17 protein-coding genes and 3 tRNA genes are annotated in these 22,363 nt (G+C 42.3%); 14 read left to right on the top strand and 6 right to left on the bottom strand.

The features are described from left to right. Positions 1–451 precede the first annotated feature (451 nt). The 3 genes from HWQ47_RS17420 to glnS all read left to right on the top strand — a co-directional run bounded on the left by HWQ47_RS17420 (position 452) and on the right by glnS (position 4,891). Positions 452–721 (top strand): FeoA family protein, encoded by a 270-nt coding sequence (locus tag HWQ47_RS17420; RefSeq protein WP_269967328.1) that lies wholly within the window; start codon positions 452–454, stop codon positions 719–721. Continuing rightward, positions 714–3,008, top strand: a complete 2,295-nt coding sequence (gene feoB, locus HWQ47_RS17415; RefSeq protein ID WP_269967327.1) for a Fe(2+) transporter permease subunit FeoB — start codon at positions 714–716, stop codon at positions 3,006–3,008. Before HWQ47_RS17420 ends, feoB begins: the two co-directional genes overlap by 8 nt. Positions 3,009–3,220: 212 nt before the next feature. Further along, the gene (glnS, locus tag HWQ47_RS17410) at positions 3,221–4,891 is read left to right on the top strand and encodes a glutamine--tRNA ligase (protein ID WP_269967326.1); all 1,671 of its coding nucleotides are present in this window, start codon (positions 3,221–3,223) and stop codon (positions 4,889–4,891) included. A gap of 80 nt (positions 4,892–4,971) precedes the next feature. Here glnS and HWQ47_RS17405 read toward each other — a convergent pair whose 3' ends face one another. Further along, positions 4,972–5,568, bottom strand: a complete 597-nt coding sequence (locus HWQ47_RS17405) for a Yip1 family protein (RefSeq protein ID WP_269967325.1) — start codon at positions 5,566–5,568, stop codon at positions 4,972–4,974. 402 nt (positions 5,569–5,970) lie between these two features. Between HWQ47_RS17405 and miaE the strand changes: the two genes are divergently transcribed. Beyond that, positions 5,971–6,735, top strand: a complete 765-nt coding sequence (gene miaE / locus HWQ47_RS17400; RefSeq protein WP_269971777.1) for a tRNA isopentenyl-2-thiomethyl-A-37 hydroxylase MiaE — start codon at positions 5,971–5,973, stop codon at positions 6,733–6,735. Positions 6,736–6,788: 53 nt separating this feature from the next. On the opposite strand, the gene HWQ47_RS17395 is transcribed toward miaE, so the two are convergent. After that, positions 6,789–7,529 (bottom strand): UDP-2,3-diacylglucosamine diphosphatase, encoded by a 741-nt coding sequence (locus HWQ47_RS17395; RefSeq protein WP_269967324.1) that lies wholly within the window; start codon positions 7,527–7,529, stop codon positions 6,789–6,791. Between the two features lie 9 nt (positions 7,530–7,538). After that, a complete protein-coding gene (locus HWQ47_RS17390; protein WP_269967323.1) occupies positions 7,539–8,039 on the bottom strand; it encodes a peptidylprolyl isomerase in 501 nt (166 codons plus the stop codon). Positions 8,040–8,293: 254 nt separating this feature from the next. On the opposite strand from HWQ47_RS17390, the gene cysS reads away from it, so the two are divergent. Beyond that, positions 8,294–9,673: a cysteine--tRNA ligase gene (gene cysS, locus HWQ47_RS17385; protein ID WP_269967322.1), complete on the top strand. Its 1,380-nt coding sequence runs from the start codon at positions 8,294–8,296 to the stop codon at positions 9,671–9,673. Positions 9,674–9,763: 90 nt separating this feature from the next. Here cysS and folD read toward each other — a convergent pair whose 3' ends face one another. Next, positions 9,764–10,618, bottom strand: coding sequence for a bifunctional methylenetetrahydrofolate dehydrogenase/methenyltetrahydrofolate cyclohydrolase FolD (gene folD / locus HWQ47_RS17380; RefSeq protein ID WP_269967321.1), 855 nt, complete (start codon positions 10,616–10,618; stop codon positions 9,764–9,766). A gap of 451 nt (positions 10,619–11,069) precedes the next feature. Between folD and HWQ47_RS17375 the strand changes: the two genes are divergently transcribed. The 9 genes from HWQ47_RS17375 to HWQ47_RS17335 all read left to right on the top strand — a co-directional run bounded on the left by HWQ47_RS17375 (position 11,070) and on the right by HWQ47_RS17335 (position 20,133). Then, a tRNA-Pro gene (locus HWQ47_RS17375) sits at positions 11,070–11,146 on the top strand. Between the two features lie 93 nt (positions 11,147–11,239). After that, a tRNA-Arg gene (locus tag HWQ47_RS17370) sits at positions 11,240–11,316 on the top strand. A 10-nt stretch (positions 11,317–11,326) separates the two neighbouring features. Next, positions 11,327–11,402 (top strand) — tRNA-His (locus HWQ47_RS17365). A gap of 253 nt (positions 11,403–11,655) precedes the next feature. Next, a complete protein-coding gene (gene tig / locus HWQ47_RS17360) occupies positions 11,656–12,960 on the top strand; it encodes a trigger factor (protein ID WP_269967320.1) in 1,305 nt (434 codons plus the stop codon). 90 nt (positions 12,961–13,050) lie between these two features. After that, the gene (clpP, locus tag HWQ47_RS17355; RefSeq protein ID WP_269967319.1) at positions 13,051–13,662 is read left to right on the top strand and encodes an ATP-dependent Clp endopeptidase proteolytic subunit ClpP; all 612 of its coding nucleotides are present in this window, start codon (positions 13,051–13,053) and stop codon (positions 13,660–13,662) included. 81 nt (positions 13,663–13,743) lie between these two features. Next, complete coding sequence (clpX, locus tag HWQ47_RS17350; protein ID WP_269967318.1) at positions 13,744–15,024, top strand: ATP-dependent protease ATP-binding subunit ClpX; 1,281 nt, start codon at positions 13,744–13,746, stop codon at positions 15,022–15,024. Between the two features lie 146 nt (positions 15,025–15,170). Continuing rightward, complete coding sequence (gene lon / locus HWQ47_RS17345) at positions 15,171–17,528, top strand: endopeptidase La (RefSeq protein WP_269967317.1); 2,358 nt, start codon at positions 15,171–15,173, stop codon at positions 17,526–17,528. Between the two features lie 221 nt (positions 17,529–17,749). Next, positions 17,750–18,058, top strand: coding sequence for an HU family DNA-binding protein (locus HWQ47_RS17340; protein WP_269967316.1), 309 nt, complete (start codon positions 17,750–17,752; stop codon positions 18,056–18,058). Positions 18,059–18,273: 215 nt separating this feature from the next. Continuing rightward, entirely contained in the window at positions 18,274–20,133 is a 1,860-nt protein-coding gene (locus HWQ47_RS17335) for a SurA N-terminal domain-containing protein (RefSeq protein WP_269967315.1), read from the top strand. Positions 20,134–20,742: 609 nt separating this feature from the next. Here the strand turns inward: HWQ47_RS17335 and HWQ47_RS17330 are convergent. Continuing rightward, positions 20,743–20,952 carry a TOBE domain-containing protein gene (locus HWQ47_RS17330; protein WP_269967314.1) on the bottom strand — a complete coding sequence of 70 codons (210 nt, stop codon included), beginning with the start codon at positions 20,950–20,952 and terminating at the stop codon, positions 20,743–20,745. A gap of 143 nt (positions 20,953–21,095) precedes the next feature. After that, on the bottom strand, positions 21,096–22,298 hold the full coding sequence (gene fabV / locus HWQ47_RS17325) for an enoyl-ACP reductase FabV (protein WP_269967313.1): 1,203 nt from the start codon (positions 22,296–22,298) through the stop codon (positions 21,096–21,098). Between the last annotated feature and the right edge of the window lie 65 nt (positions 22,299–22,363).

Below are 22,363 nucleotides of genomic sequence, written 5' to 3'. Positions count from 1 at the left end.
GCGAAGGGCTGTTTTTAGTTGATTTTTACCGCTCTCATTAGAGGCTCAATTACTGTCTCCGATGGCGGTAAATAACTTTTGTTGCCTTTTTGTATTTAAGTGAGTTGATGAAGCAATGCAGGTGCTTTTTAGTCAAAAAATAGATAGAACATACTGATGTGCAAGCGTAAAAACAAAAGTGTGATAAACGTCACGTCATGAAAGCGAGATGTTAGCCATAATCTAAGCGTAGTGATAATCGTTCTCACACTAAGGGTGCGAATAGGAATTAATTCGATTGGATCATTTATTAGTTGTGACTTTTGTCACATAATAGAGAATACAATTGAAAACTATTATCGTTTCGAACAGTAAAAATTGATCTAGGTAAAGTTATTCCTTATTTACCTTAGTTAAAATTAGTACGAGTTTAAGAATTATTGAGACCTGTTATTCAAAGGTGTAATGCATAATGAAATTAAGCGATTTAAATCCAGGCGAATACGCCATTATAGCTATTGTTGGTCAACTGGATCTGCCAGCAGTGGTAAAGCGCAAGTTGCTATCAATGGGCATCACCCCAAATACGAGCTTCCGATTGCTTCGTAAAGCGCCATTAGGCTCGGGGCTTGAACTCGACATCCGTGGTAGCAGACTCTGTATGCGTCGTGATTTGGCCGACATTATCGAAGTTGTCAAGATTGAAGTAGTAGAACTAGAGGTGGAAGAAGCGAATGGCTAAGCAGTTTCATTGTGTCACAGTGGGTAACCCTAATGCGGGTAAATCGACACTTTTTAATGCGTTAACTGGCGCTAATCAACAGGTTGGTAATTGGTCAGGTGTAACGGTAGAGAAGAAAACAGGTCTGTTTACTCTTAGTGGCACTGATGTCTATCTCACCGATCTTCCTGGCATTTATGACTTATTACCAGCAGGCAGTAGCTGTGATTGTTCTCTTGATGAACAGATTGCACAGCAATACCTTGCTGATCAGCGTGTCGACGGCATTATCAACTTAGTTGATGCGACCAATATTGAAAGACATCTTTATCTCACGGTTCAATTACGTGAACTCGGTGTGCCTATGGTTGTCGTGTTGAATAAGATAGATGTTGCAAAAAAGCATGGTATCGAGATTAATACGGCCGAAATGAGCGAAACATTAGGTTGTCCAGTCGTCAGTGTATGTTCTCGCGATCAAGGTGACATTGAAAAAGTTAAGGCACAGGTAGTTGACCTACTGGAAGGCAAAGTGTCAGAAGCGCCTTTAATTTTAGGGTATGACTCTCAGATTGAAGCGGGTGTTAAATCGTTATTATTGAGTGATGAACCGTTAAGTCGTGGACGTGCTCTAGCCATGCTGGCTAATGGTTTAGGCTGTGGGCAATGTAAAAATGGTCAGATACTCGATGAAGTGAGCCAATGTTCAGATGCTTTGTCTAGTCAAGGTAAAGATATCGAGATCATGGTGGCGACGACGCGCTTTGATTTTGTTCAAAATGTGTATGACTCTTCGGTGACTGCCAATGGCGCTGAAACCATCAGTGATAAGTTAGACAAAATCATTTTACACCCCATTGCCGGTGTGCCCGTTTTCCTGTTTGTCATGTACTTGATGTTTATGTTTAGCATCAATGTCGGTAGCGCGTTTATCGACTTCTTCGATATTACTGCGGGCGCAATCTTTGTCGATCATCTTGGTGCCTTCATGACGAGCATGGGTTCTCCTGCTTGGCTAGTGACGATTATCGCTGGTGGCATTGGTCAAGGTATTCAAACAGTGGCGACGTTTATTCCTGTTATTGCCGCTTTGTTCTTCGCTCTTTCTGTATTAGAAGGGTCTGGGTATATGGCCCGTGCTGCATTTGTTGTCGATGGATTAATGCGCCGAATTGGTTTGCCAGGAAAGGCATTTGTTCCCATGATCGTTGGTTTTGGCTGTTCAGTTCCTGCGATTATGGCAACACGTACTTTAGGTAGCGAACGTGAGCGTATTGTTACGGGCATGATGGCGCCGTTTATGTCATGTGGTGCTCGTCTACCTGTATATGCACTTTTTGCAGCAGCATTCTTTCCTGAGTCGGGACAGAATTTAGTTTTTCTTCTCTATATCATTGGCGTATTTGCAGCCATCGGTACGGGGTTGTTACTGCGTTCTACGTTATTACCAGGTTCTAGCAGCGCGGTTGTGATGGAGCTTCCAAGCTATGAGAAGCCTAAATTAAGAACGGTGTTGAACCGTACAGCTAAGCGTACAAAAAGCTTTATTCTTGGTGCGGGCAAAACCATCGTGATTGTGGTGACCTTGCTTAACTTCGTCAATGCGATTGGTATCGATGGTACGTTCGGTCATGAAGACAGTTCAGAGTCGGTATTGAGTGTTGCCAGTCAAAAAGTAACTCCGTTCTTCGCCCCTATGGGAGTCGAGCAGGATAACTGGCCTGCGACAGTGGGTATCATCACAGGTATTTTTGCTAAAGAAGCCGTTGTGGGCACTTTAAACAGCTTGTATAGCACGCCTAAAGATGGAGAAGAGGAGCTGACGCCTTTTATTGAAACGTTAAATGAAGCCATCGCGACGATTCCTGAGAATCTGTTTGGTATTAAGCTTGATGATCCACTTTCTCTTTCTGTTGGTGACATCTCGTCGGTTGAGTCAGCCTCAGAAGAACTAGAGGTTGATACCTCGACTTTTACTGCACTTCAAGCAGGTTTCTCGGGTGTAACAGCGGCATTTGCTTACCTACTTTTTATATTACTGTATACGCCATGTGTGGCGGCAATGGGCGCGTTAGTTGGTGAGTTTGGTGGACGTTGGGCTGCATTTGCAGGAACTTGGACATTCGCTTTAGCCTACGGTACAGCTACTGTGTTTTATCAGGCGGCAACGTTCGGTGCACACCCATTACAATCAGGTTTATGGATTGGTTTCTTTGTCACTGCGCTAATCGTCTTTTACCTTTGGTTAAAACGCAAAGCAAAACGTAGTCAGACAATCATTCCAGGCATCAAGATTATTACTGAGTAACCTTGGTTAGAGTTTATTTAGTGTTTAAAAGCAGTGATTATCGCTGCTTTTTTGTTTTATTAAGCTTAGTTTTAAATATTTCTACATCAAGCGTTGTATCTCTGTCTGAGATATAGGATCATATTTTTAATTACATCAAAACATGCCAATACTATTCTCTTGATTGACTATCATCGAGTGGGTGGATGGCCGCGTTCTTTAAGAGGAATATCATGAGTCATCTGGACAGCGAAGTTCGTCCTAGTAACTTCATTCGTAGTATCATAGATGAAGATCTTGAAAGCGGTAAGCACACCAGCGTGCATACTCGTTTTCCGCCTGAGCCTAATGGCTTTCTTCATATCGGTCACGCTAAATCTATCTGCCTCAATTTCGGTATAGCGAAAGATTATAAAGGCCAATGTAACTTACGCTTCGATGACACCAATCCTGAGAAAGAAGATATCGATTATGTTCATTCGATTCAGGACGATGTTAAGTGGCTTGGATTTGAGTGGGATGGTGACATTCGCTATTCATCAAACTATTTTGATCAGTTGCATCAATATGCTATTGAGCTGATCAATAAAGGTTTAGCTTATGTCTGTTTTCTTAATGGTGAGCAGACCCGTGAATATCGTGGAACATTGACTGCACCTGGCAAGAACAGCCCTTACCGTGAAACCTCTGTTAAAGAGAACCTTGAGCTATTCGAAAAGATGCGCAAAGGTGAATTTAAAGAGGGCGAATGTTCGCTGCGAGCTAAAATCGACATGACATCGTCATTTATGTGCATGCGTGATCCGATCATTTACCGTGTCCGTTTCGCTCATCACCACCAAACGGGTGATAAGTGGTGTATCTATCCTATGTACGACTTTACTCATTGTATCTCTGATGCGATTGAGAATATTAGTCACTCTCTATGTACATTAGAGTTTCAGGATAACCGACGTTTGTATGATTGGGTATTGGATCACTTAGATGATTTTCAGGCTCCTAACCGTACACATCAGTATGAGTTTTCTCGTCTAAATCTTGAATACACCTTGATGTCTAAGCGTAAGCTGAATGATCTTGTTGTACGTGGGCTTGTTCAGGGGTGGGACGATGCTCGTATGCCAACAATTGCTGGTTTGCGTCGTCGTGGTTATACCGCTGCTTCAATCCGTGAGTTTTGTTTGCGAATAGGTGTGACTAAGCAAGATAACATGGTCGAAGTGGCTATGTTAGATGCGTGTATTCGTGAAGAGCTGAATGAAACAGCGCCTCGTGCGATGGCTGTTATCAATCCGGTTAAATTAATTATCGAGAATTACCCTGAAGGTCAATTTGAGACCTTGCATGCGCCTATACACCCGAGCAATGAAGCGATGGGAACTCGAGAGTTAACGTTTGGTCGTGAAATTTATATCGATGCTGATGATTTCCGTGAAGAAGCGAATAAGAAGTACAAACGTTTAGTTCAAGGTAAAGAGGTGCGTTTACGTAACGCTTATGTGATCAAAGCTGAGCGTTGTGATAAAGATGCTGAGGGTAACATTACCACGATTTATTGTAGCTATGATAACGAAACCTTAGGTAAGAACCCAGCTGATGGGCGTAAAGTTAAAGGGGTTATTCACTGGGTTGAAGCAACAACTGCAAAACCGGCTGAGTTCCGTCTTTATGAGCGTTTGTTTACTGATGCTAATCCTGCCGCTGCAGAGACAGTAGATGAGGTGCTTAACCCTAATTCACTGATCGTAGCCCATGGTTTAGTTGAAGCCAATCTTGTTAACGCCGAAGCTGAAAAAGCGTATCAGTTTGAGCGTGAAGGTTACTTCTGTGCTGACAGTAAAGATTCAACACCAGAGAAGTTAGTGTTTAACTTGACCGTTGCGTTAAGAGATTCATCTCAGTAATTTATCCTTATTACGGCACTAAAAAGGCTTTAGGGGGAACCCTAAAGCCTTTTTAGTTTTCTTAGGTTTTCTACTTCAATTTATTGAGCCATTGGGCCAAAACCCATACTCCATAAAATCACGCTTGCAGCCATTAAAGCGACCAGTAGTACTAAGCCTGCAGTAACCACTGAACTGGCGTAAATAAACCCTTTCTCTTCAGGAATATTCATAATAATAGGTACACCAGTGTAGAGCAGATAAACGGAGTAAGCTAAACCAAATAGGCCTATGACCATAACAAACCATACCGCAGGATATAAAGCCGCTAAACCAACCATAAATAACGGTGTTGCAGTATAAGAGGCGAGTTCTAACGCTTGGGTATAGCTTGGATCTGCGTCGAAGGTCTTAGCCATCCAAAATGCCAGATAGGCTAATCCGAAAACACCAGCGATTAATCCAAAGTACATACCGACAGACATTAACATTGCACTGTCTTGAGTGAGGAACAGTAGCTCTCCAACTCCTAAGTTCCAGCCAATTTGGGTAGATGCAATAAAGGTGCAGATCACTGGAATGAGTGCTACTAAGATCACATGACTTAGACTGCTTTTAAGTGCTTCATGATTTTGTTCAATTGTGTGCCACTCTTCTTTTGGATGAGTGTAAAGTCCCATTAAATGGTTCAATATCATTATAGTTATCCTTGTTTAGCTTAACTTTTGCTCGCCAAACTGCAGACGAACCCTTTATACCTCAATTCGTTAAATGAAAATATTAAGTAACTAGCCATTGGTTTGTTCCCAAAAAATCAGTGGCTCACGATACCTATCCTACTTAAGTCTAGCTAAAAGCAGGCAGACTATAGATTTATTTATTGAACAAAAAAGGGTTGGAGTCAAGTTAACTTTGTTATTGGTTTGTTGATTTTTATCCATTTTTCGATTTTTAAATTACCAATTTAGATTTACTCAACAGGTAGGAGAGGAAAATACTTTGATCAAAAAGGAGCGTATTAGCTAAGTATTTCAGTTTAAGTAACTGATACAATATTGCAAAATGAACGTTATTTTTTCACTAAAGAGATTAAGGATAATATGCAAGACTTGCTAGCCCCGATACACGCTTTCCTCAAATGTGAAACTCCCGACAGTTGGATTCAAGCAGCGGTTAAGCCTGAAAATTTACCCACTCTGTTGATCGATCACTGCAATTGTGAGTTAAAGGCTGCGCAAACTGCCATGTTTCTGATAAGAAAATACGCGATTGATAAGGAGAATGGCCTACTTTTGCTGGAGTGGGCTAAACCTTATGAAGAGTTTGTTTACCGTAAAGATAGGGACGTTGATGCTTTCTTAGCGAGAAATAGTAAAAAGAATGAGATCGCCATCAAGCTTATTGCTAAGCCAAATTTTGAACATGCAGAGGCTTTGATAAACAAGATGGTTCGACTTATCAAAGAGGAATTTCATCATTTCGAGCAGGTTTTAGAAATTATGCAAGATAGAGGTATTCCTTATGAAAATCGCCGAGCAGGACGATATGCTAAAGGTATGATGAAATTGGTTCGGACTCACGAGCCTGCAGCGATGATCGATAAGCTTATCATTGGTGCCTTTATCGAAGCGAGATCTTGCGAACGTTTCGCTAAGCTTGCTCCCTTGCTTGATGATGTACTTAATAAATTTTATGTTTCGTTACTGCGTTCTGAGGCTCGGCATTATCAAGATTATTTACTGTTGGCAGCGGATATTGCAGGTGGAGATATTAGTGAGCGTGTTGCTACATTTTCAGAGCGAGAAGCTGAGCTTATTAGCAGTATAGATCCTGAATTTAATTTTCATAGCGGTGCACAACTTTAGGCGTTACTGGGATTGAGAGTAGGGGATTGGTATAAAGGTTCTTTACTATTGGATTAAAGATCGAGATCTGAACTTAGTGGGCTATTCGAAAGCTCAGTGCTATTGGCGCTGATGCTCAGAACACTGGTTTGGTCGTACCAATCACCGACCACAATTCGTTTCTTTGAAATGCCTGATGTGGTTTCTAAATAATGGATGTCGGGCCTATGAGTATGGCCGTGGATCATCTGTAGACTGTTTGTCTGTTCCATTAGCAGATCAACGGCTTCCGTTTCTACGTCCATTATTATCACACTTTTGCTCTTGTTGCTTTGAGCGCTCTTATTGCGAATGTTGTTGGCAATTTTCACTCGGTTTTTCTTTGGCAGGTGCCCATAGAGCCATTTGACGAGTGTCAGGTTTCTAAAGCATCTAAACCTTTGATAGGCCTTGTCTAACGTGCATAGACTATCACCATGAAGAATAACTGTCGGTACTCCATACAAGTCAAGCTTGTACACTTCGGGTAATAAGATCATTCCAGACATTTGAGCGAATTGCTTGCCGATCAGAAAGTCTCGATTGCCATGGATGTAGTAGATAGGAAGCTGGGTTGAAATAGCTTTCAATTTTGCAGCGAGTTTAAGCGCAAAAGGTTCTGCAATGTCATCGCCTATCCATACTTCAAATAGATCACCCAGAATGTAGAGGGCGTCGACATCATGGAGTTCATTATCGAGGAAGAGATTAAAGGCAGTCGTGATATCAGGGCGATCAGCACATAAGTGCAGATCGCCAATAAAAAGTGTACGCATTAAACAGGCTTACTCAGCGTCAGTAATGGTGACTTTTTCAATAACAACCGCTTCAAGAGGAACGTCTTGGTGCATGCCACGGTTGCCAGTGTTAACCGCTTTGATCTTATTGACAACATCCATACCTGCAGACACTTTACCAAAAACACAGTAACCCCAGCCCTGAGAAGTCTCAGATTTGAAATCAAGGAAAGTGTTGTCATTGAGGTTGATAAAAAACTGAGCCGTTGCTGAATGTGGATCTGAGGTTCTTGCCATGGCAATGGTGCCAACAAGGTTTGATAAACCATTATTAGCTTCATTCTTGATGGTCTCACCATTATCTTTTTGAACCATATCTTCAGTAAAACCACCACCTTGGACCATAAAACCGTCAATAACACGGTGGAAAATAGTCCCGTCAAAGAAACCATCTTTAACGTAGCTGGTGAAATTTTCGGCAGTGATAGGCGCTTTTTCTGCGTCTAGTTCTAAAACGATGTCACCGTGATTGGTATGAAGAGTGATCATGATTTGATTCTCATTAAATTGAACAATAGAAATAGTGGCAAGATTCTAACGTAAATGCGTTAGAGCATAAAGAGCTAGTGCTTATAATCGTGGGTAAAGAAGCGCATTTATCTGCTTTGGTAATAAAAATGCCGTTAAAGGTTTAAAATGTGTTTACCATTGCCCCACAAACGCTTAAAACTAATGGAAGCACCTGATTGCCAATGATAGACTAAACCCACTATTTTATTTGTTTTTTGTAGAAGAGAATGTCCATGTTGAAGCTATACAACAGCCTGACCCGCCAAAAAGAGGAATTCAAACCAATACACCCCGGTAAAGTGGGCATGTATGTGTGTGGGATAACCATCTATGACCTATGTCATATTGGTCATGGGCGTACTTTTGTTGCTTTCGACATGATCGTGCGATATTTACGTTATTCTGGTTACGACGTGAATTTCCTGCGTAATATTACCGATGTTGATGACAAGATCATTAAACGCGCCGCAGAAAATAACGAAAGCTGTGATTCACTGACAGAACGTCTGATTGGTGAGATGCATAAAGATTTCGATTCGTTAAATATGAAACGTCCTGATTTCGAGCCAAAAGCAACGCTGCACATGGCTGAAATTATCGAGATGGTCGAAACTCTTATCGAAAAAGAACATGCTTATGTATCGAGCAATGGTGACGTACTGTTTAGCGTGTCATCATTTCCTGAATATGGTCGTTTATCCGGACAGAACATAGAGCAACTCCAAGCTGGCGCCCGGGTTGAAGTGGAAGACACTAAACGGGATCCTATGGATTTTGTGTTATGGAAAATGTCTAAGCCGGGTGAGCCAACATGGGAATCACCGTGGGGATCTGGTAGGCCGGGATGGCATATTGAGTGTTCAGCAATGAACAGTAAACATCTTGGTCAACATTTCGATATACATGGTGGTGGTTCAGATCTTCAGTTCCCCCATCATGAGAATGAAATTGCACAATCTTGCTGTGCCCACAATACCCCTTATGTGAACTACTGGATGCACACCGGCATGGTGATGGTTGATAAAGAGAAGATGTCTAAATCTCTTAATAACTTTTTTACTATCAGAGATGTGTTGGTTCACTATGATGCTGAAACCATTCGCTACTTTCTATTGTCTGGTCATTATCGCAGTCAGCTTAACTATTCAGAAGATAACCTTAAGCAGGCTAAATCGGCATTAGAGCGTCTGTATACGGCACTTAAAGATCTGGATTTAACCGTTGAACCTGCAGTGGCTGAAAACTTTGTGTCTAAGTTTTCACTTGCAATGGATGATGACTTTAATACACCTGAAGCCTATTCGGTTCTGTTTGACATGGTGCGTGAGGTTAACCGCCTGAAAGTGACCGATCTTGCTCAAGCATCAGCTCTGGCTGTGCGCTTGAAAGAGTTGGCCGCTGTACTTGGTTTATTAGAGCAAGATGTGGATACTTTCTTTAAAGGCGAAAGTAATGACGATGAAGTTGCTCAGGTTGAAGCGCTGATTGCAGATCGTAATCGCGCAAGAGCCGAGAAAAATTGGCCAGCTGCCGATGTTGCACGTGCTGGCTTAAATACCTTAGGTGTGATTCTCGAAGACGGCCCTAATGGCACGACTTGGCGTAAAAAGTAAAATTAAAATTTACTGTATAAAAAAGCCTGTTGACGCAGGCTTTTTTATGTTTGTATTTTTTTACTAGAACCTAGAACCTAGAACCTTATGTTAATCGTGAAACCGTTCAGCTGCATAAAGGGTATTTTCTAAGAGACTGGCAATGGTCATGGGGCCAACTCCACCAGGTACAGGTGTGATAAAGCTGGCATTTTGCGCTGCCACTTCATACTGAACATCACCCACTAATGTGCCATCTTCAAGACGATTAATGCCTACGTCAATCACCAAGGCGCCAGGTTTAATCCATTCACCAGGAATAAAGCCTGGTTTGCCTACCGCGACAACAACCAAATCAGCTTGTCTGACTTTTTGCTCTAGGTTACGCGTAAACCTGTGGCATATCGTCGTCGTACAACCGGCAAGTAAGAGTTCTAAGCTCATTGGGCGGCCAACGATGTTTGATGCACCAACAACGATGGCATCTAGGCCATATGTATCAACCCCAGTTGATTTGATAAGTGTCATGATCCCCATAGGAGTGCATGAACGTAGAACGGGTGTACGTTGTGCGAGTCGCCCTACATTATAAGGATGGAAGCCATCAACATCTTTATCGGGACGAATACGTTCGATAATGTTAGATTCTTCAATATGAGCTGGCAAAGGTAACTGAATTAAAATGCCATCGATGCTAGGGTCTTGATTGCACTCATCGATGAGCGAAAGTAGTTGTTCTTCAGTTGTGCTAGTGTCCAGATCGTATGAGCGAGATAAAAACCCCACCTCTTCACAGGCACGTCGTTTACTGCCTACATAGACTTGTGAGGCTGGATCTGAGCCAACCAAGATAACCGCTAAACCTGGTGCTCTTTTACCAGCCTCTTTGCGGGCAGTTACTTTTTCTTTGAGCTGTGTTCGAATGGATTGAGCAATGGCTTTACCATCGATTATTTGAGCTGTCATCTGGGGGAGATATCCTTAATAAGGCGCGATAAAAAAATCGACGACATTTTAACAGGCGATAGACTTGGTGTCATTTAATAACCTAGGTAACAATCCGTTCTCATATACGGATAATTTACATCAAGCTATATTGAATAGATAACCCCCAGTTTGATTGATTTCTAACTTATTCAAAACAGTTTAGTCTGTAAAGTGAGCAGGCGAACTTTCTTTATAAAAAAAGCGTTGACGCATGTAAGGTGAGGGGATAAGATGCGCTCCGTTCTCAACGAGAAGGCTTACTAGCTTCACTTGAGCTGAGATTTGTAATTTATCCCAATATTGAATTGCATATAAAAGTCTTAACAATTTGGCATTGATAATTAATACACTTCTTTCATATCCAGCTTTTGAATTGAAAGAAGAACAGGGTTAGTCTCTGGTATTAACAAAATATCAAAAAAGTAATATTCGGTGATTAGCGCAGCCCGGTAGCGCATCTGGTTTGGGACCAGAGGGTCAGAGGTTCGAATCCTCTATCACCGACCATTTGATATTTATTTGCTTGAAACAGCGAGTAAAGTGAAGATTTATATTTCACGCCAGTTCAGGATGTGAGTTGAAGATTAACTCATTATCGAAGCGCCCGTAGCTCAGTTGGATAGAGCACCCGCCTTCTAAGCGGGTGGCCGCAGGTTCGAATCCTGCCGGGCGCACCAAATATCAGTGGTGATTGTAGCTCAGTTGGTAGAGTCCCGGATTGTGATTCCGGTTGTCGTGGGTTCGAACCCCATCAGTCACCCCATTTCTTTGTAAGAATGTAAAAAAAGCGACCTTAGGTCGCTTTTTTTACATCTGAAATTCACGTTTTGTGGTCGACTCTGCTGAAAAGCGTGGCTATAATGTCGCGTCTTGATAAACATCAATTATGAATGGCTAGCACAGCAAGTGAGTTATAATGGGCTGTCTAGTCAACTTTTAAGATCAAGAAACGAATACTTTAATAGTTGAACATTCGACTATTACAAAGGACGTTAGACTTATTTTGAGGTAAAAAAATGCAAGTTTCTGTTGAAACAACACAAGGCCTAGAGCGCCGTTTGACCATTTCTGTTCCTGCTGAACAGATTGAGAAAGCTGTAAACGATAGTCTAAAAAGCGAAGCTAAGCGCGCTCGTATCCCAGGTTTTCGTCCAGGAAAAGTACCTGTAAGTGTCATCAACAAGCGTTATGGCAATGCAATTCGTCAAGATATTACTGGCGAAGTCATGCAGCGTAATTTCGTTGAAGCGATCATCGCAGAGAAGTTAAACCCAGCTGGCGCACCAACATTTGTTCCTGGTGAATCGGATGCGGAAAACTTCCAGTTTGTTGCAACTTTCGAAATCTACCCAGAAGTAGAATTGAAAGGACTTGAAGATATTGCTGTTGAGCAACCAACTTCAGTGGTTACCGATGCAGATGTCGACACCATGATCGAAACACTACGTAAGCAACATGCTACTTATGCAGCTGTTGAACGTGCTGCTGGCGATGGTGATAAAGCCAAGATTAATTTTGTTGGTTCTATCGATGGTGAAGAGTTTGAAGGCGGAAAAGCTGAAGATTTCGAACTTCAACTTGGTTCTGGCCGTATGATCCCAGGTTTTGAATCTGGTGTTGAAGGTCATAAAGCAGGTGAAGAGTTCGATATCGACGTGACTTTCCCTGACGATTACCACGCTGAAAACTTAAAAGGTAAAGTGGCCAAGTTCGCTATTACTTTGAATGAAGTACAAGCGGCTAACTTACCTGAAGTGAATGATGAGTTCGCGACACTTTTCGGTGTTGCTGAAGGTGGTTTAGAAGCGCTTAAAGCTGAAATTAGCAAGAACATGAGCCGTGAACTTGAGCAGGCGCTTAAAGCCAATGTGAAAGAGCAAGTGCTTAATGGTCTGCTAGAGCAGAATGTACTTGATCTTCCTGCTGCACTCGTTGCTGGCGAAGTTGAAGTGCTGCGTAAGCAAGCTATGCAACGTTTCGGCGACCAAGCTGCAAATATGCCTGAGCTACCAGCTGATTTATTTACTGAACAAGCAGAACGTCGCGTGAAAGTTGGTCTATTATTGGGTGAAGTCATCAAGACTAATGAGCTGAAAGCTGAAGACGAACGAGTTCAAGGACTTATCGCTTCTATGGCTTCTGCATACGAAGACCCAAGTGAAGTTGTTGAATATTACAATGGCAATCAAGAGATGATGCAGAACATGCGTAATGTTGCTCTTGAAGAACAAGCCGTTGAAGCATTGCTAAAAACTGCAAAAGTGACTGAGAAAACTGTCAATTTTGAAGAATTTATGAACAAGGCTACTCAACAAGGTTAAGCTTCGCTTGACTTAAATGGTTGTTCACCATTTATAATGGCTCGTATGAGGTTTCTCATTCGAGCCGTTTTTATTTAGGGATTATAAATAATGCAAAATGCACCAGAATCAGTACTAAATGCACTCGTTCCTATGGTGGTTGAACAAACCGCTAAAGGTGAACGTTCATACGATATCTATTCTCGTCTGCTTAAAGAGCGCGTCATCTTCTTAGTGGGTCAAGTCGAAGAGCATATGGCTAACCTCATCGTGGCTCAATTACTTTTTTTGGAGTCAGAGAACCCAGATCAAGAGATCTCGCTTTATATCAATTCACCAGGTGGTTCTGTCACTGCTGGTATGGCAATTTACGATACGATGCAGTTTATCAAGCCAGATGTCAGTACTGTTTGTATCGGTCAAGCCGCAAGTATGGGTGCATTCCTGCTTGCTGGTGGCGCTAAAGGTAAGCGTCATTGTTTACCTAACTCTCGTGTCATGATCCATCAGCCGCTAGGTGGTTTTCAAGGTCAGGCTTCGGATATCGCTATTCATGCGCAAGAGATTCTTGGTATTAAAAACAAATTAAACCAAATGTTGGCTGAACATACGGGTCAACCTTTGGAAATTATCGAACGTGATACAGACCGCGATAACTTCATGAGTGCAACTCAAGCTGCTGAATATGGCTTAGTCGACTCAGTGTTTAATCAACGGGGCTGATTTTTATCTACGGCTGAGCTATCATGAGTTTAGGTTGTAGGTGATTTAGACAGTAGTGCAGACTGTTCAAGAGGTAGAGTAATGAGTGATAACAAAAGTACAGGTGATAGTGGGAAACTACTCTACTGCTCTTTTTGTGGAAAGAGCCAACATGAGGTTAGAAAACTCATTGCTGGCCCTTCAGTATACGTTTGCGATGAGTGCGTAGAGCTCTGCAACGATATAATCAGGGAAGAGATTAAAGAGATTTTACCTAAGCAAGATCAAGATAAACTACCGACTCCACATGAGCTGCGAGCGCATCTAGATGATTATGTCATTGGACAAGATAAGGCTAAGAAGGTCCTTTCGGTTGCAGTATATAATCACTATAAGCGTTTAAAGAATGCGAGTCCGAAAGATGGTGTTGAGCTTGGTAAGAGTAACATCTTGCTTATTGGGCCAACCGGTAGCGGTAAAACCTTACTGGCAGAAACACTTGCGCGATTCCTGAATGTCCCTTTCACTATGGCCGATGCTACCACGCTTACTGAAGCGGGTTACGTGGGTGAAGATGTTGAGAATATCATTCAAAAGCTACTACAAAAGTGTGACTATGACGTAGAAAAGGCTCAGCGCGGTATCGTTTATATCGATGAGATCGATAAAATCAGCCGTAAGTCTGACAACCCATCCATTACACGAGATGTCTCTGGTGAAGGTGTACAGCAAGCTTTGCTTAAGTTGATAGAAGGTACCGTTGCTGCAGTGCCCCCACAAGGTGGACGTAAGCATCCACAACAAGAGTTTTTACAGGTCGATACCTCTAAGATCCTCTTTATATGTGGTGGTGCATTCTCTGGATTAGAGAAAGTGATTCAACAGCGTGCTCACACTGGTACAGGTATTGGTTTCAGCGCTCAAGTCAAAGGTGAAGATGACAAGGCGACGATTTCTGAAATCTTGATGCAAGTTGAACCTGAAGATTTGGTAAAATATGGTTTGATACCAGAGTTTATCGGACGACTCCCGGTACTTGCTACGCTTACTGAACTTGATGATGATGCTTTAGTACAGATTTTATCTGAGCCTAAGAACGCACTGACTAAGCAGTTCGCCGCTTTGTTTGAAATGGAAGAGGTAGAGCTTGAATTCCGTGAAGATGCACTTAGAGCAATAGCGATAAAAGCTAAAACACGTAAAACAGGTGCTCGTGGTTTACGTTCTATCGTCGAAGGTATCCTACTCGATATTATGTATGATTTACCTTCTACTGATAATGTGGCGAAAGTCGTCATAGATGAATCAGTCGTTAAGGGCGAGTCAACGCCTATACTCATTTATGAAAATAGTGAGTCTCAGGCTGCTGGCGCTGAACAATAATCCAGCTAAAATTTAGTCTGTAGAAAAAAGGAGCCTATATGGCTCCTTTTTTTATGCTCTCAGCCTATTAAATAGCTATTAGCTATTGAAATTAATGAATTCATCCCAATATACTGGTTAGTATTATCATCAAACGGAATCGAGCTATGACACAAGAGAGTGAAGCGCGAATCGAACTACCTGTATTACCACTAAGAGATGTGGTCGTATATCCCCATATGGTAATTCCGTTATTCGTTGGACGGGAAAAGTCAATCCGTTGCCTGGAAACGGCGATGGAGCAAGATAAGCAAATTATTTTAGTGGCCCAGCGAGATGCTGAGCTCGACGACCCAAGTACTGATGACATTTTTGAGGTCGGTACCGTAGCCTCAATTTTACAACTATTGAAGCTGCCTGATGGCACTGTCAAGGTATTGGTTGAAGGTGGCAAACGTGCGCGCATCGAAAAATATACTGATGAAGAGTCTTTTTTCGTCGCGACTGCGCACTACCTTGAATCTGAGCCTATGGCTGAGAAGGAGGAAGAGGTACTCGTACGTTCTGCTGTAGGCCAATTCGAAGGTTACATCAAGCTTAATAAGAAGATACCTCCAGAAGTCTTGACCTCGCTATCTGGCATAGATGAAGCACCTCGCTTAGCTGATACTATGGCGGCTCATATGCCACTTAAGCTTGAAGATAAACAAGCTGTACTTGAGATGGTTGATGTTGCTGAGCGTCTTGAATATTTGATGGCGATGATGGAGTCTGAAATTGACCTGCTTCAGGTTGAGAAACGGATCCGTTCACGCGTTAAGAAACAGATGGAGAAGAGCCAGCGCGAGTACTATCTTAACGAGCAGATGAAGGCGATTCAAAAAGAGCTTGGTGATATTGACGAGTCTCATGATGAATTCGAATCTTTAGCGCGTAAGATTGAAGACGCTAAGATGCCAGAAGAGGCCAAAGATAAAGCCACTGCTGAGCTGAACAAATTGAAAATGATGTCGCCTATGTCAGCAGAAGCTACTGTCGTACGCAGTTATGTCGATTGGATGGTTTCAGTACCTTGGTATCAGCGTTCTAAAATAAAACGTGATTTAGCTAAAGCACAAGATGTACTCGATACCGATCACTTTGGACTTGAAAAAGTCAAGGAGCGCATCTTAGAGTATCTTGCAGTCCAAAGCCGTGTTAAGCAGCTCAAAGGCCCTATCTTGTGTTTAGTTGGACCACCGGGTGTGGGTAAAACCTCTCTAGGTCAGTCTATTGCTAAAGCAACGGGTCGTAAATATGTACGTGTCGCTTTAGGTGGCGTACGTGATGAAGCGGAGATCCGTGGTCATCGTCGTACATATATTGGCTCTATGCCGGGCAAAGTTATCCAAAAGATGGCCAAAGTCGGAGTTAAAAACCCACTTTTCTTACTCGATGAGATCGATAAGATGAGCTCGGATATGCGAGGTGACCCTGCATCTGCGCTTTTGGAAGTCCTTGATCCAGAACAGAACTCAACGTTTAGTGATCATTACTTAGAGGTGGATTACGATCTGTCTGATGTGATGTTTGTGGCAACCTCTAATTCGATGAACATTCCTGGTCCATTACTGGATCGTATGGAAGTTATCCGTCTTTCTGGCTACACGGAAGATGAGAAGTTAAATATTGCGAAACAGCATCTACTGCAGAAGCAGATTGAACGTAATGGACTCAAGCCGAAAGAAGTGACGGTTCACGATAGTGCCATTATTGGCATTATTCGTTATTACACTCGTGAAGCGGGTGTACGTGCACTTGAACGTGAACTTTCTAAGATCTGTCGTAAAGTGGTGAAGAGGATCTTGTTAGATAAGACAGTGAAGCACATTGATGTGACGCAGGAAAATCTTAAGTCATTCTTAGGCGTTCAGCGATGTGATTATGGTAAAGCTGAGTCAAACAATCAAATTGGTCAAGTGACTGGGCTTGCTTGGACTGAAGTGGGTGGCGATCTGTTGACCATTGAAGCGACATCAGTGCCGGGTAAAGGCAAGCTGAGCTATACCGGTTCACTGGGTGATGTGATGCAGGAGTCTATTCAAGCTGCAATGACAGTCGTTCGTGCCCGTGCAGAGCAGTTAGGCATAAATCCTGATTTTTATGAAAAGCGTGATATTCATGTACACGTACCAGAAGGCGCTACGCCAAAAGATGGCCCATCAGCAGGTGCGGCAATGTGTACGGCTTTGGTGTCTAGCCTGACAGGTAATCCTGTGCGAGCAGATGTTGCCATGACTGGCGAGATCACCCTACGTGGTGAAGTGCTTCCTATTGGTGGATTGAAGGAAAAACTCTTAGCTGCTCATCGTGGGGGGACTAAAATTGTGTTGATCCCAAAAGAAAATGAGCGCGATTTGGAGGAGATCCCGGCAAATGTTGTTGCCGATCTGCAAATCTATCCGGTACGTTGGGTGGACGAAGTGCTGAAATTAGCGTTAGAACGTCCAATTGAAGGCTTTGAAATCGTTAAAAACTTAGGCTAACGCATGAAAATTGCGAAATGCAGCAAAAAAAATGCAAAAAGGGGCTTTTTAAAGTCGCTAGCTGTGGTAGCCTAGGTCAGTGGTTAGCTCACACCTCTCAAGCCCTTGGGGCAACTGGTTTTGAGCTATTTTCAATTATATTTCTTAGCTTTTCCTGTAGAGCTTGAACTTTAGTTTTAAGCTTGTTATAAAAGCCTCCGCAGACCGTTCCAGAGAAGGAAATGGATGCACAACAAAATTACATTCAAGGGGATGACATGAACAAATCTGAACTAATCGAGAAAATCGCTTCTGGTGCTGACATTTCTAAAGCCGCTGCTGGCCGTGCATTGGATTCTTTCATTGAAGCTGTAACAGAAGGCTTAAAAGATGGCGATAAGATTTCTCTTGTTGGTTTTGGTACTTTTGAAGTACGTCAACGTGCAGAGCGCACTGGTCGCAACCCACAAACGGGTGCTGAGATCAAGATCGCCGCAGCTAATATTCCTGCATTCAAAGCGGGTAAAGCTCTTAAAGACGCTGTAAACTAAAATAGTTTTAGCCTTTTTGTAAGGCTTCATACTTTCTTAATAAGCTTCTAAATAGAAACAAAAAGCACTGTCTACCGCAGTGCTTTTATAAATAGTTAAGTATGATAGGACGCTTTAGACTTAAAATTCTATTGCCCCTAATATTTACGAAAAGGCGCATCTCGATAACCGCGATGCGCCTTTTTATTTTTTTATCGCAACAAGCGAGATATCCAATGTTAGAGAAGATTCGCGAAGGCTCACAGGGCGTGATTGCAAAAAGCATTCTGGTGCTAGTGATACTTTCCTTTGCATTTACTGGCGTGAGTAGCTATTTAGGTTCATCGACAGAGGTTGCTGCAGCCACTGTTAATGGTGAAGAGATCAGTGAATCAGCTTTGGAACAGGCCTATCAAAGTGAACGTGGTCGTTTAGAGCAACAGCTAGGCGAGATGTATGGAGCACTGGCAGCTGATGACAATTATTTAGCCAGCGTTAAGCAAAGTGTTTTAGAGCGTCTTGTTGCTGAAAAATTATTAGATCAGAGTGCAAGTGAGTTAGGCTTACGTGTTTCTGATGAACAGATCAAGACAGCCATAATGACTGAACCCGCATTTCAAACTGATGGTCAATTTGATAATGACAGATACCAGTCTATTTTGCGTCAGCTAGGTTACCAAGCTAACTCATTTAAAGACATGATGCGTACCGATATGACTCGTCGTCAACTCGTTGCTTCATTGGTGGGATCTGAGTTTGTATTAGCTGGAGAAGCAGATTATCTTGCGGGTATTCAGAGCCAGACGCGTGATATCCGTTATCATATCGTTGATGCAACGCCATTTATCGCTGAAGTCGTGGTCACCGATGAGGAAGCTAAAGCATTTTACGATGCAAACTTAGCTCAATTTATGAGTCCTGAAACATTGAGCCTTGAGTATATCGAACTCAATGCTAAAGAGATGGCGACTGATGTTGTTGTCACAGATGAAGATGCTCAGACTTACTATGATGAGAATAAGCAGCACTATTTAAAGGCTGAGAAGCGTTTAGCTGCGCACATCTTAGTTAATTTAGGTGATGACGATTCTGCTGCAAAAACCAAAGCTGATGCAATCTATACCAAGCTGCAAGCTGGTGAAGATTTTGCTGAACTTGCCAAAACAGAATCTGAAGATACCTTTAGTGGTGAGCAAGGTGGACAGTTGGATTGGTTTGAGCAGGGTGTAATGGAGCCAGCATTTGATGAAGTGTTATATTCACTTTCAAATGGCGAATACTCAACAGTTGTTAAAACCAGCTTTGGCTATCACATCATTAAGCTACTTGATGTCCAGCCTGGTGCAGAAGTGCCTTTCGATGATGTTAAAGCAAAAATTGTGGCCAAGTTAAAAGAGCAGCATGCAGTCGATACTTACTTTGGTCTTCAACAAACCTTGGCTGATGTCAGTTATGAAGTACCAGATACCTTGAGCGAAGCGGCGAAAGAGCTAGGTGTTGAAGTTAAAACAACTCCTGTTTTTACACGTAACAATGCGCCAGCACCGTTTGATAAGCCTGATGTATTAAAAGCAGCATTTTCAAATAGTGTTTTACTCGATGGAATGAACAGTGATGTGATTGATATTGAAGCTAATCACGCGATGGTTATTCGTATTAAATCTCATGTCGCAGCAGGTACGCTTGACTTTGCTAAGGTGAAATCGAGTATTATTCAACGCTTACAACAGGAAAAGGCTAACGAGGTTGCCAGAGATAAAGCTCAGGCGCTAATGACAGCATTCCCAACTACAGACGTTGAGTTTATCACTAAAGCGAATGTAGGCCGTTTCGAACAAGATGTGGATGGTGCAATCATCAACAAGGCATTCCAGATGGCGCAGCCTGCTGAGACCGCGATTGTGGATACCGTTGCTCTTGCTTCTGGATACGCCGTTATTGTGCTTGATAAAGTAAATGCTGCCGTAGGTGTTGATGACAATATGTTAAGTGCACTTAAACAAAGACTAAATGCTCAATACAGCGAAGATAACTACCGAGCGCTAATAGCAACGTTAAAAGCGAATAGTGAAGTGCTTTACTCACCGCTACAATAGAATCTAAGTAAGCATTATCGATATAAAAAGGTCAGCATTAGCTGACCTTTTTTGCACATGGATGTGCTTATCCGTGATCGCAGAGATAGCGATGGAGGGGATTTGCACATGGCCGAAAATGTTCCAGACATTTCTCGGCATTTCCTCCATCCATGGAGGTCAGATATGCTTATCCGTGATCGCAGGGATAGCGATGGAGGGGATTTGCACATGGCCGAAAATGTTCCAGACATTTCTCGGCATTTCCTCCATCCATGGAGGTCAGATATGCTTATTCGTGATCGCAGGGTGCCAGATGTTTCTGACATCTGTTGTACATTTCCACCATCCATAACGGCCAGAGTGAGAAGGGGATCTTGGTTCTATCGGGGTGTACTAATTCAGGAACGTCTAGGTGGATATTCACAAGCAAGGGACAATATGCTTAGCGATATTTCAGCTATAAAATTACGTTAAGATCACTAAAGAAGTGACCATTAAGATGTTTTCAGGGGAGGATGCTTCGAATAATTGCCAATCTAATATTGGAGGAGTATTGTTAGATAAGGGGAAACAATGCAATATATTTCTATATATTGCATTGAACAGTATTACATGATGTTGTCGCTATTAATCTACAGCAACCATCACATTACTTGCCTTGATGATAGCATAAGCGTTACCACCCACTTCAAGACCTAAACTTTCACATGATGCTTTTGTTACCACTGAGGTTATTTCAACACCAGGTGCAAGTTCGATAACCACTTCATTGTTTACTGAACCTTCAGCGATTGAAATAATTTTACCATTCAATGAATTACGTGCACTGATTCTCATTTTTCTGACCTTCCTTAATATAATGCTAAGATCAGAAGTGTATGGCAATATTCGCAAATGCGGAATTAACTTTTAAAAAAAATGCGTCACTTTTTGAAGTGACGCATTTTAGTCGTTATTTTGAGCTGGTTATCTGTTTGTTTTTAAAACTGTTCTACATCAAAATTAACTTCTGGGTTAACATCGATTTCGTAATCTACAGCTTCAATACCAAAACCAAAGAGCTTCAAGAATTCATCTTTGTATTGACGGTAATCAGTTAACTCACTTAAGTTTTCAGTGGTGACTAATGGCCACAAGTCCCGGCAATGTTGCTGAATCTCTTCACGCAATTCCCAATCATCTAAACGCAGGCGATTAGCATCATCGACTTGAGGAGCTTGACCATCTTCACGATATAAACGCTCAGCAAACATACGATTAATCTGCTCCATACAGCCTTCGTGTAAACCCGCTTCACGCATCTTTTTAAAGACCATAGCAATGTATAAAGGCATAACTGGGATGGCTGAGCTAGCTTGTGTCACAACGCTTTTAAGCACGGCAACATTGGCACTGCCTCCTGTGACAGATAGTTTTTCATTTAGCGCGTTAGCCGCGCGGTCTAAATCCATCTTGGCTTTGCCAAGAGCACCATGCCAATAGATAGGCCAAGTCAGCTCTGTGCCTATGTAGCTGTATGCCACTGTCTTACAACCATCAGCAAGCACACCTGCTTCAGCAAGAGCCGCTAACCATAGCTCCCAATCTTCTCCGCCCATCACAGTAACAGTATCTTGAATCTCTTGCTCTGTAGCGGGCTCAACGCTGGTTGCGATGATTAAGTCTTTATTGGTGTCGACAGCTGTTGCCGTGTAGATCTCACCAATAGGCTTAAGTGATGAGCGGATAAGCTCACCTGAATCTGGTAGTTTACGTACTGGAGATGCAAGTGAGTAGACCACCATATCTATCTGACCAAGATCAGCTTTGATTAGCTCTATCACTTTCTGTTTAGCTTCATGACTAAATGCATCACCATTGATACTTTTAGAATAAAGACCTTCAGCTTTTGCAAATTTATCGAATGCCGCCGAATTATACCAGCCAGCAGTGCCAGGCTTTTTTTCAGTTCCAGGCTTTTCAAAAAAGACGCCTAGAGTTGCAGCCCCACTACCAAATGCAGCAGCGATACGTGAAGATAGACCATACCCACTAGAAGAACCGATAACTAATACTTTTTTAGGGCCGTTTTTGATAGCACCTTTAGCTTTTGTGATATTGATTTGTTCGAGTACATTCGCTTCACAACCGGCAGGATGACTGGTGGTACAGATAAAGCCACGTGTTTTAGGTTTGATTATCATTTTTCTGCTTCTCTTTAAAAAGTGTTTATAGGATAATTAATCAAAGGGGAAAAGGCACTTTTTTT

Source organism: Shewanella sp. MTB7 (genome assembly GCF_027571385.1).
Lineage (GTDB): Bacteria > Pseudomonadota > Gammaproteobacteria > Enterobacterales > Shewanellaceae > Shewanella.
The sequence above is the reverse complement of the archived record's forward strand: the minus strand, read 5'-3'. Positions and strand labels throughout refer to the sequence as shown.

Excerpts from the sequence above, each read along its gene's own strand:
- cysS (WP_269967322.1), top strand. The coding sequence starts at position 8,294 with ATGTTGAAGCTATACAACAGCCTGACCCGCCAAAAAGAGGAATTCAAA.
- feoB (WP_269967327.1), top strand. The coding sequence starts at position 714 with ATGGCTAAGCAGTTTCATTGTGTCACAGTGGGTAACCCTAATGCGGGT.
- tig (WP_269967320.1), top strand. The coding sequence starts at position 11,656 with ATGCAAGTTTCTGTTGAAACAACACAAGGCCTAGAGCGCCGTTTGACC.
- miaE (WP_269971777.1), top strand. The coding sequence starts at position 5,971 with ATGCAAGACTTGCTAGCCCCGATACACGCTTTCCTCAAATGTGAAACT.
- lon (WP_269967317.1), top strand. The coding sequence starts at position 15,171 with ATGACACAAGAGAGTGAAGCGCGAATCGAACTACCTGTATTACCACTA.
- HWQ47_RS17405 (WP_269967325.1), bottom strand. The coding sequence starts at position 5,568 with ATGATATTGAACCATTTAATGGGACTTTACACTCATCCAAAAGAAGAG.
- HWQ47_RS17395 (WP_269967324.1), bottom strand. The coding sequence starts at position 7,529 with ATGCGTACACTTTTTATTGGCGATCTGCACTTATGTGCTGATCGCCCT.
- clpP (WP_269967319.1), top strand. The coding sequence starts at position 13,051 with ATGCAAAATGCACCAGAATCAGTACTAAATGCACTCGTTCCTATGGTG.
- clpX (WP_269967318.1), top strand. The coding sequence starts at position 13,744 with ATGAGTGATAACAAAAGTACAGGTGATAGTGGGAAACTACTCTACTGC.
- glnS (WP_269967326.1), top strand. The coding sequence starts at position 3,221 with ATGAGTCATCTGGACAGCGAAGTTCGTCCTAGTAACTTCATTCGTAGT.
- HWQ47_RS17340 (WP_269967316.1), top strand. The coding sequence starts at position 17,750 with ATGGATGCACAACAAAATTACATTCAAGGGGATGACATGAACAAATCT.
- folD (WP_269967321.1), bottom strand. The coding sequence starts at position 10,618 with ATGACAGCTCAAATAATCGATGGTAAAGCCATTGCTCAATCCATTCGA.
- HWQ47_RS17390 (WP_269967323.1), bottom strand. The coding sequence starts at position 8,039 with ATGATCACTCTTCATACCAATCACGGTGACATCGTTTTAGAACTAGAC.
- fabV (WP_269967313.1), bottom strand. The coding sequence starts at position 22,298 with ATGATAATCAAACCTAAAACACGTGGCTTTATCTGTACCACCAGTCAT.
- HWQ47_RS17420 (WP_269967328.1), top strand. The coding sequence starts at position 452 with ATGAAATTAAGCGATTTAAATCCAGGCGAATACGCCATTATAGCTATT.
- HWQ47_RS17335 (WP_269967315.1), top strand. The coding sequence starts at position 18,274 with ATGTTAGAGAAGATTCGCGAAGGCTCACAGGGCGTGATTGCAAAAAGC.
- HWQ47_RS17330 (WP_269967314.1), bottom strand. The coding sequence starts at position 20,952 with ATGAGAATCAGTGCACGTAATTCATTGAATGGTAAAATTATTTCAATC.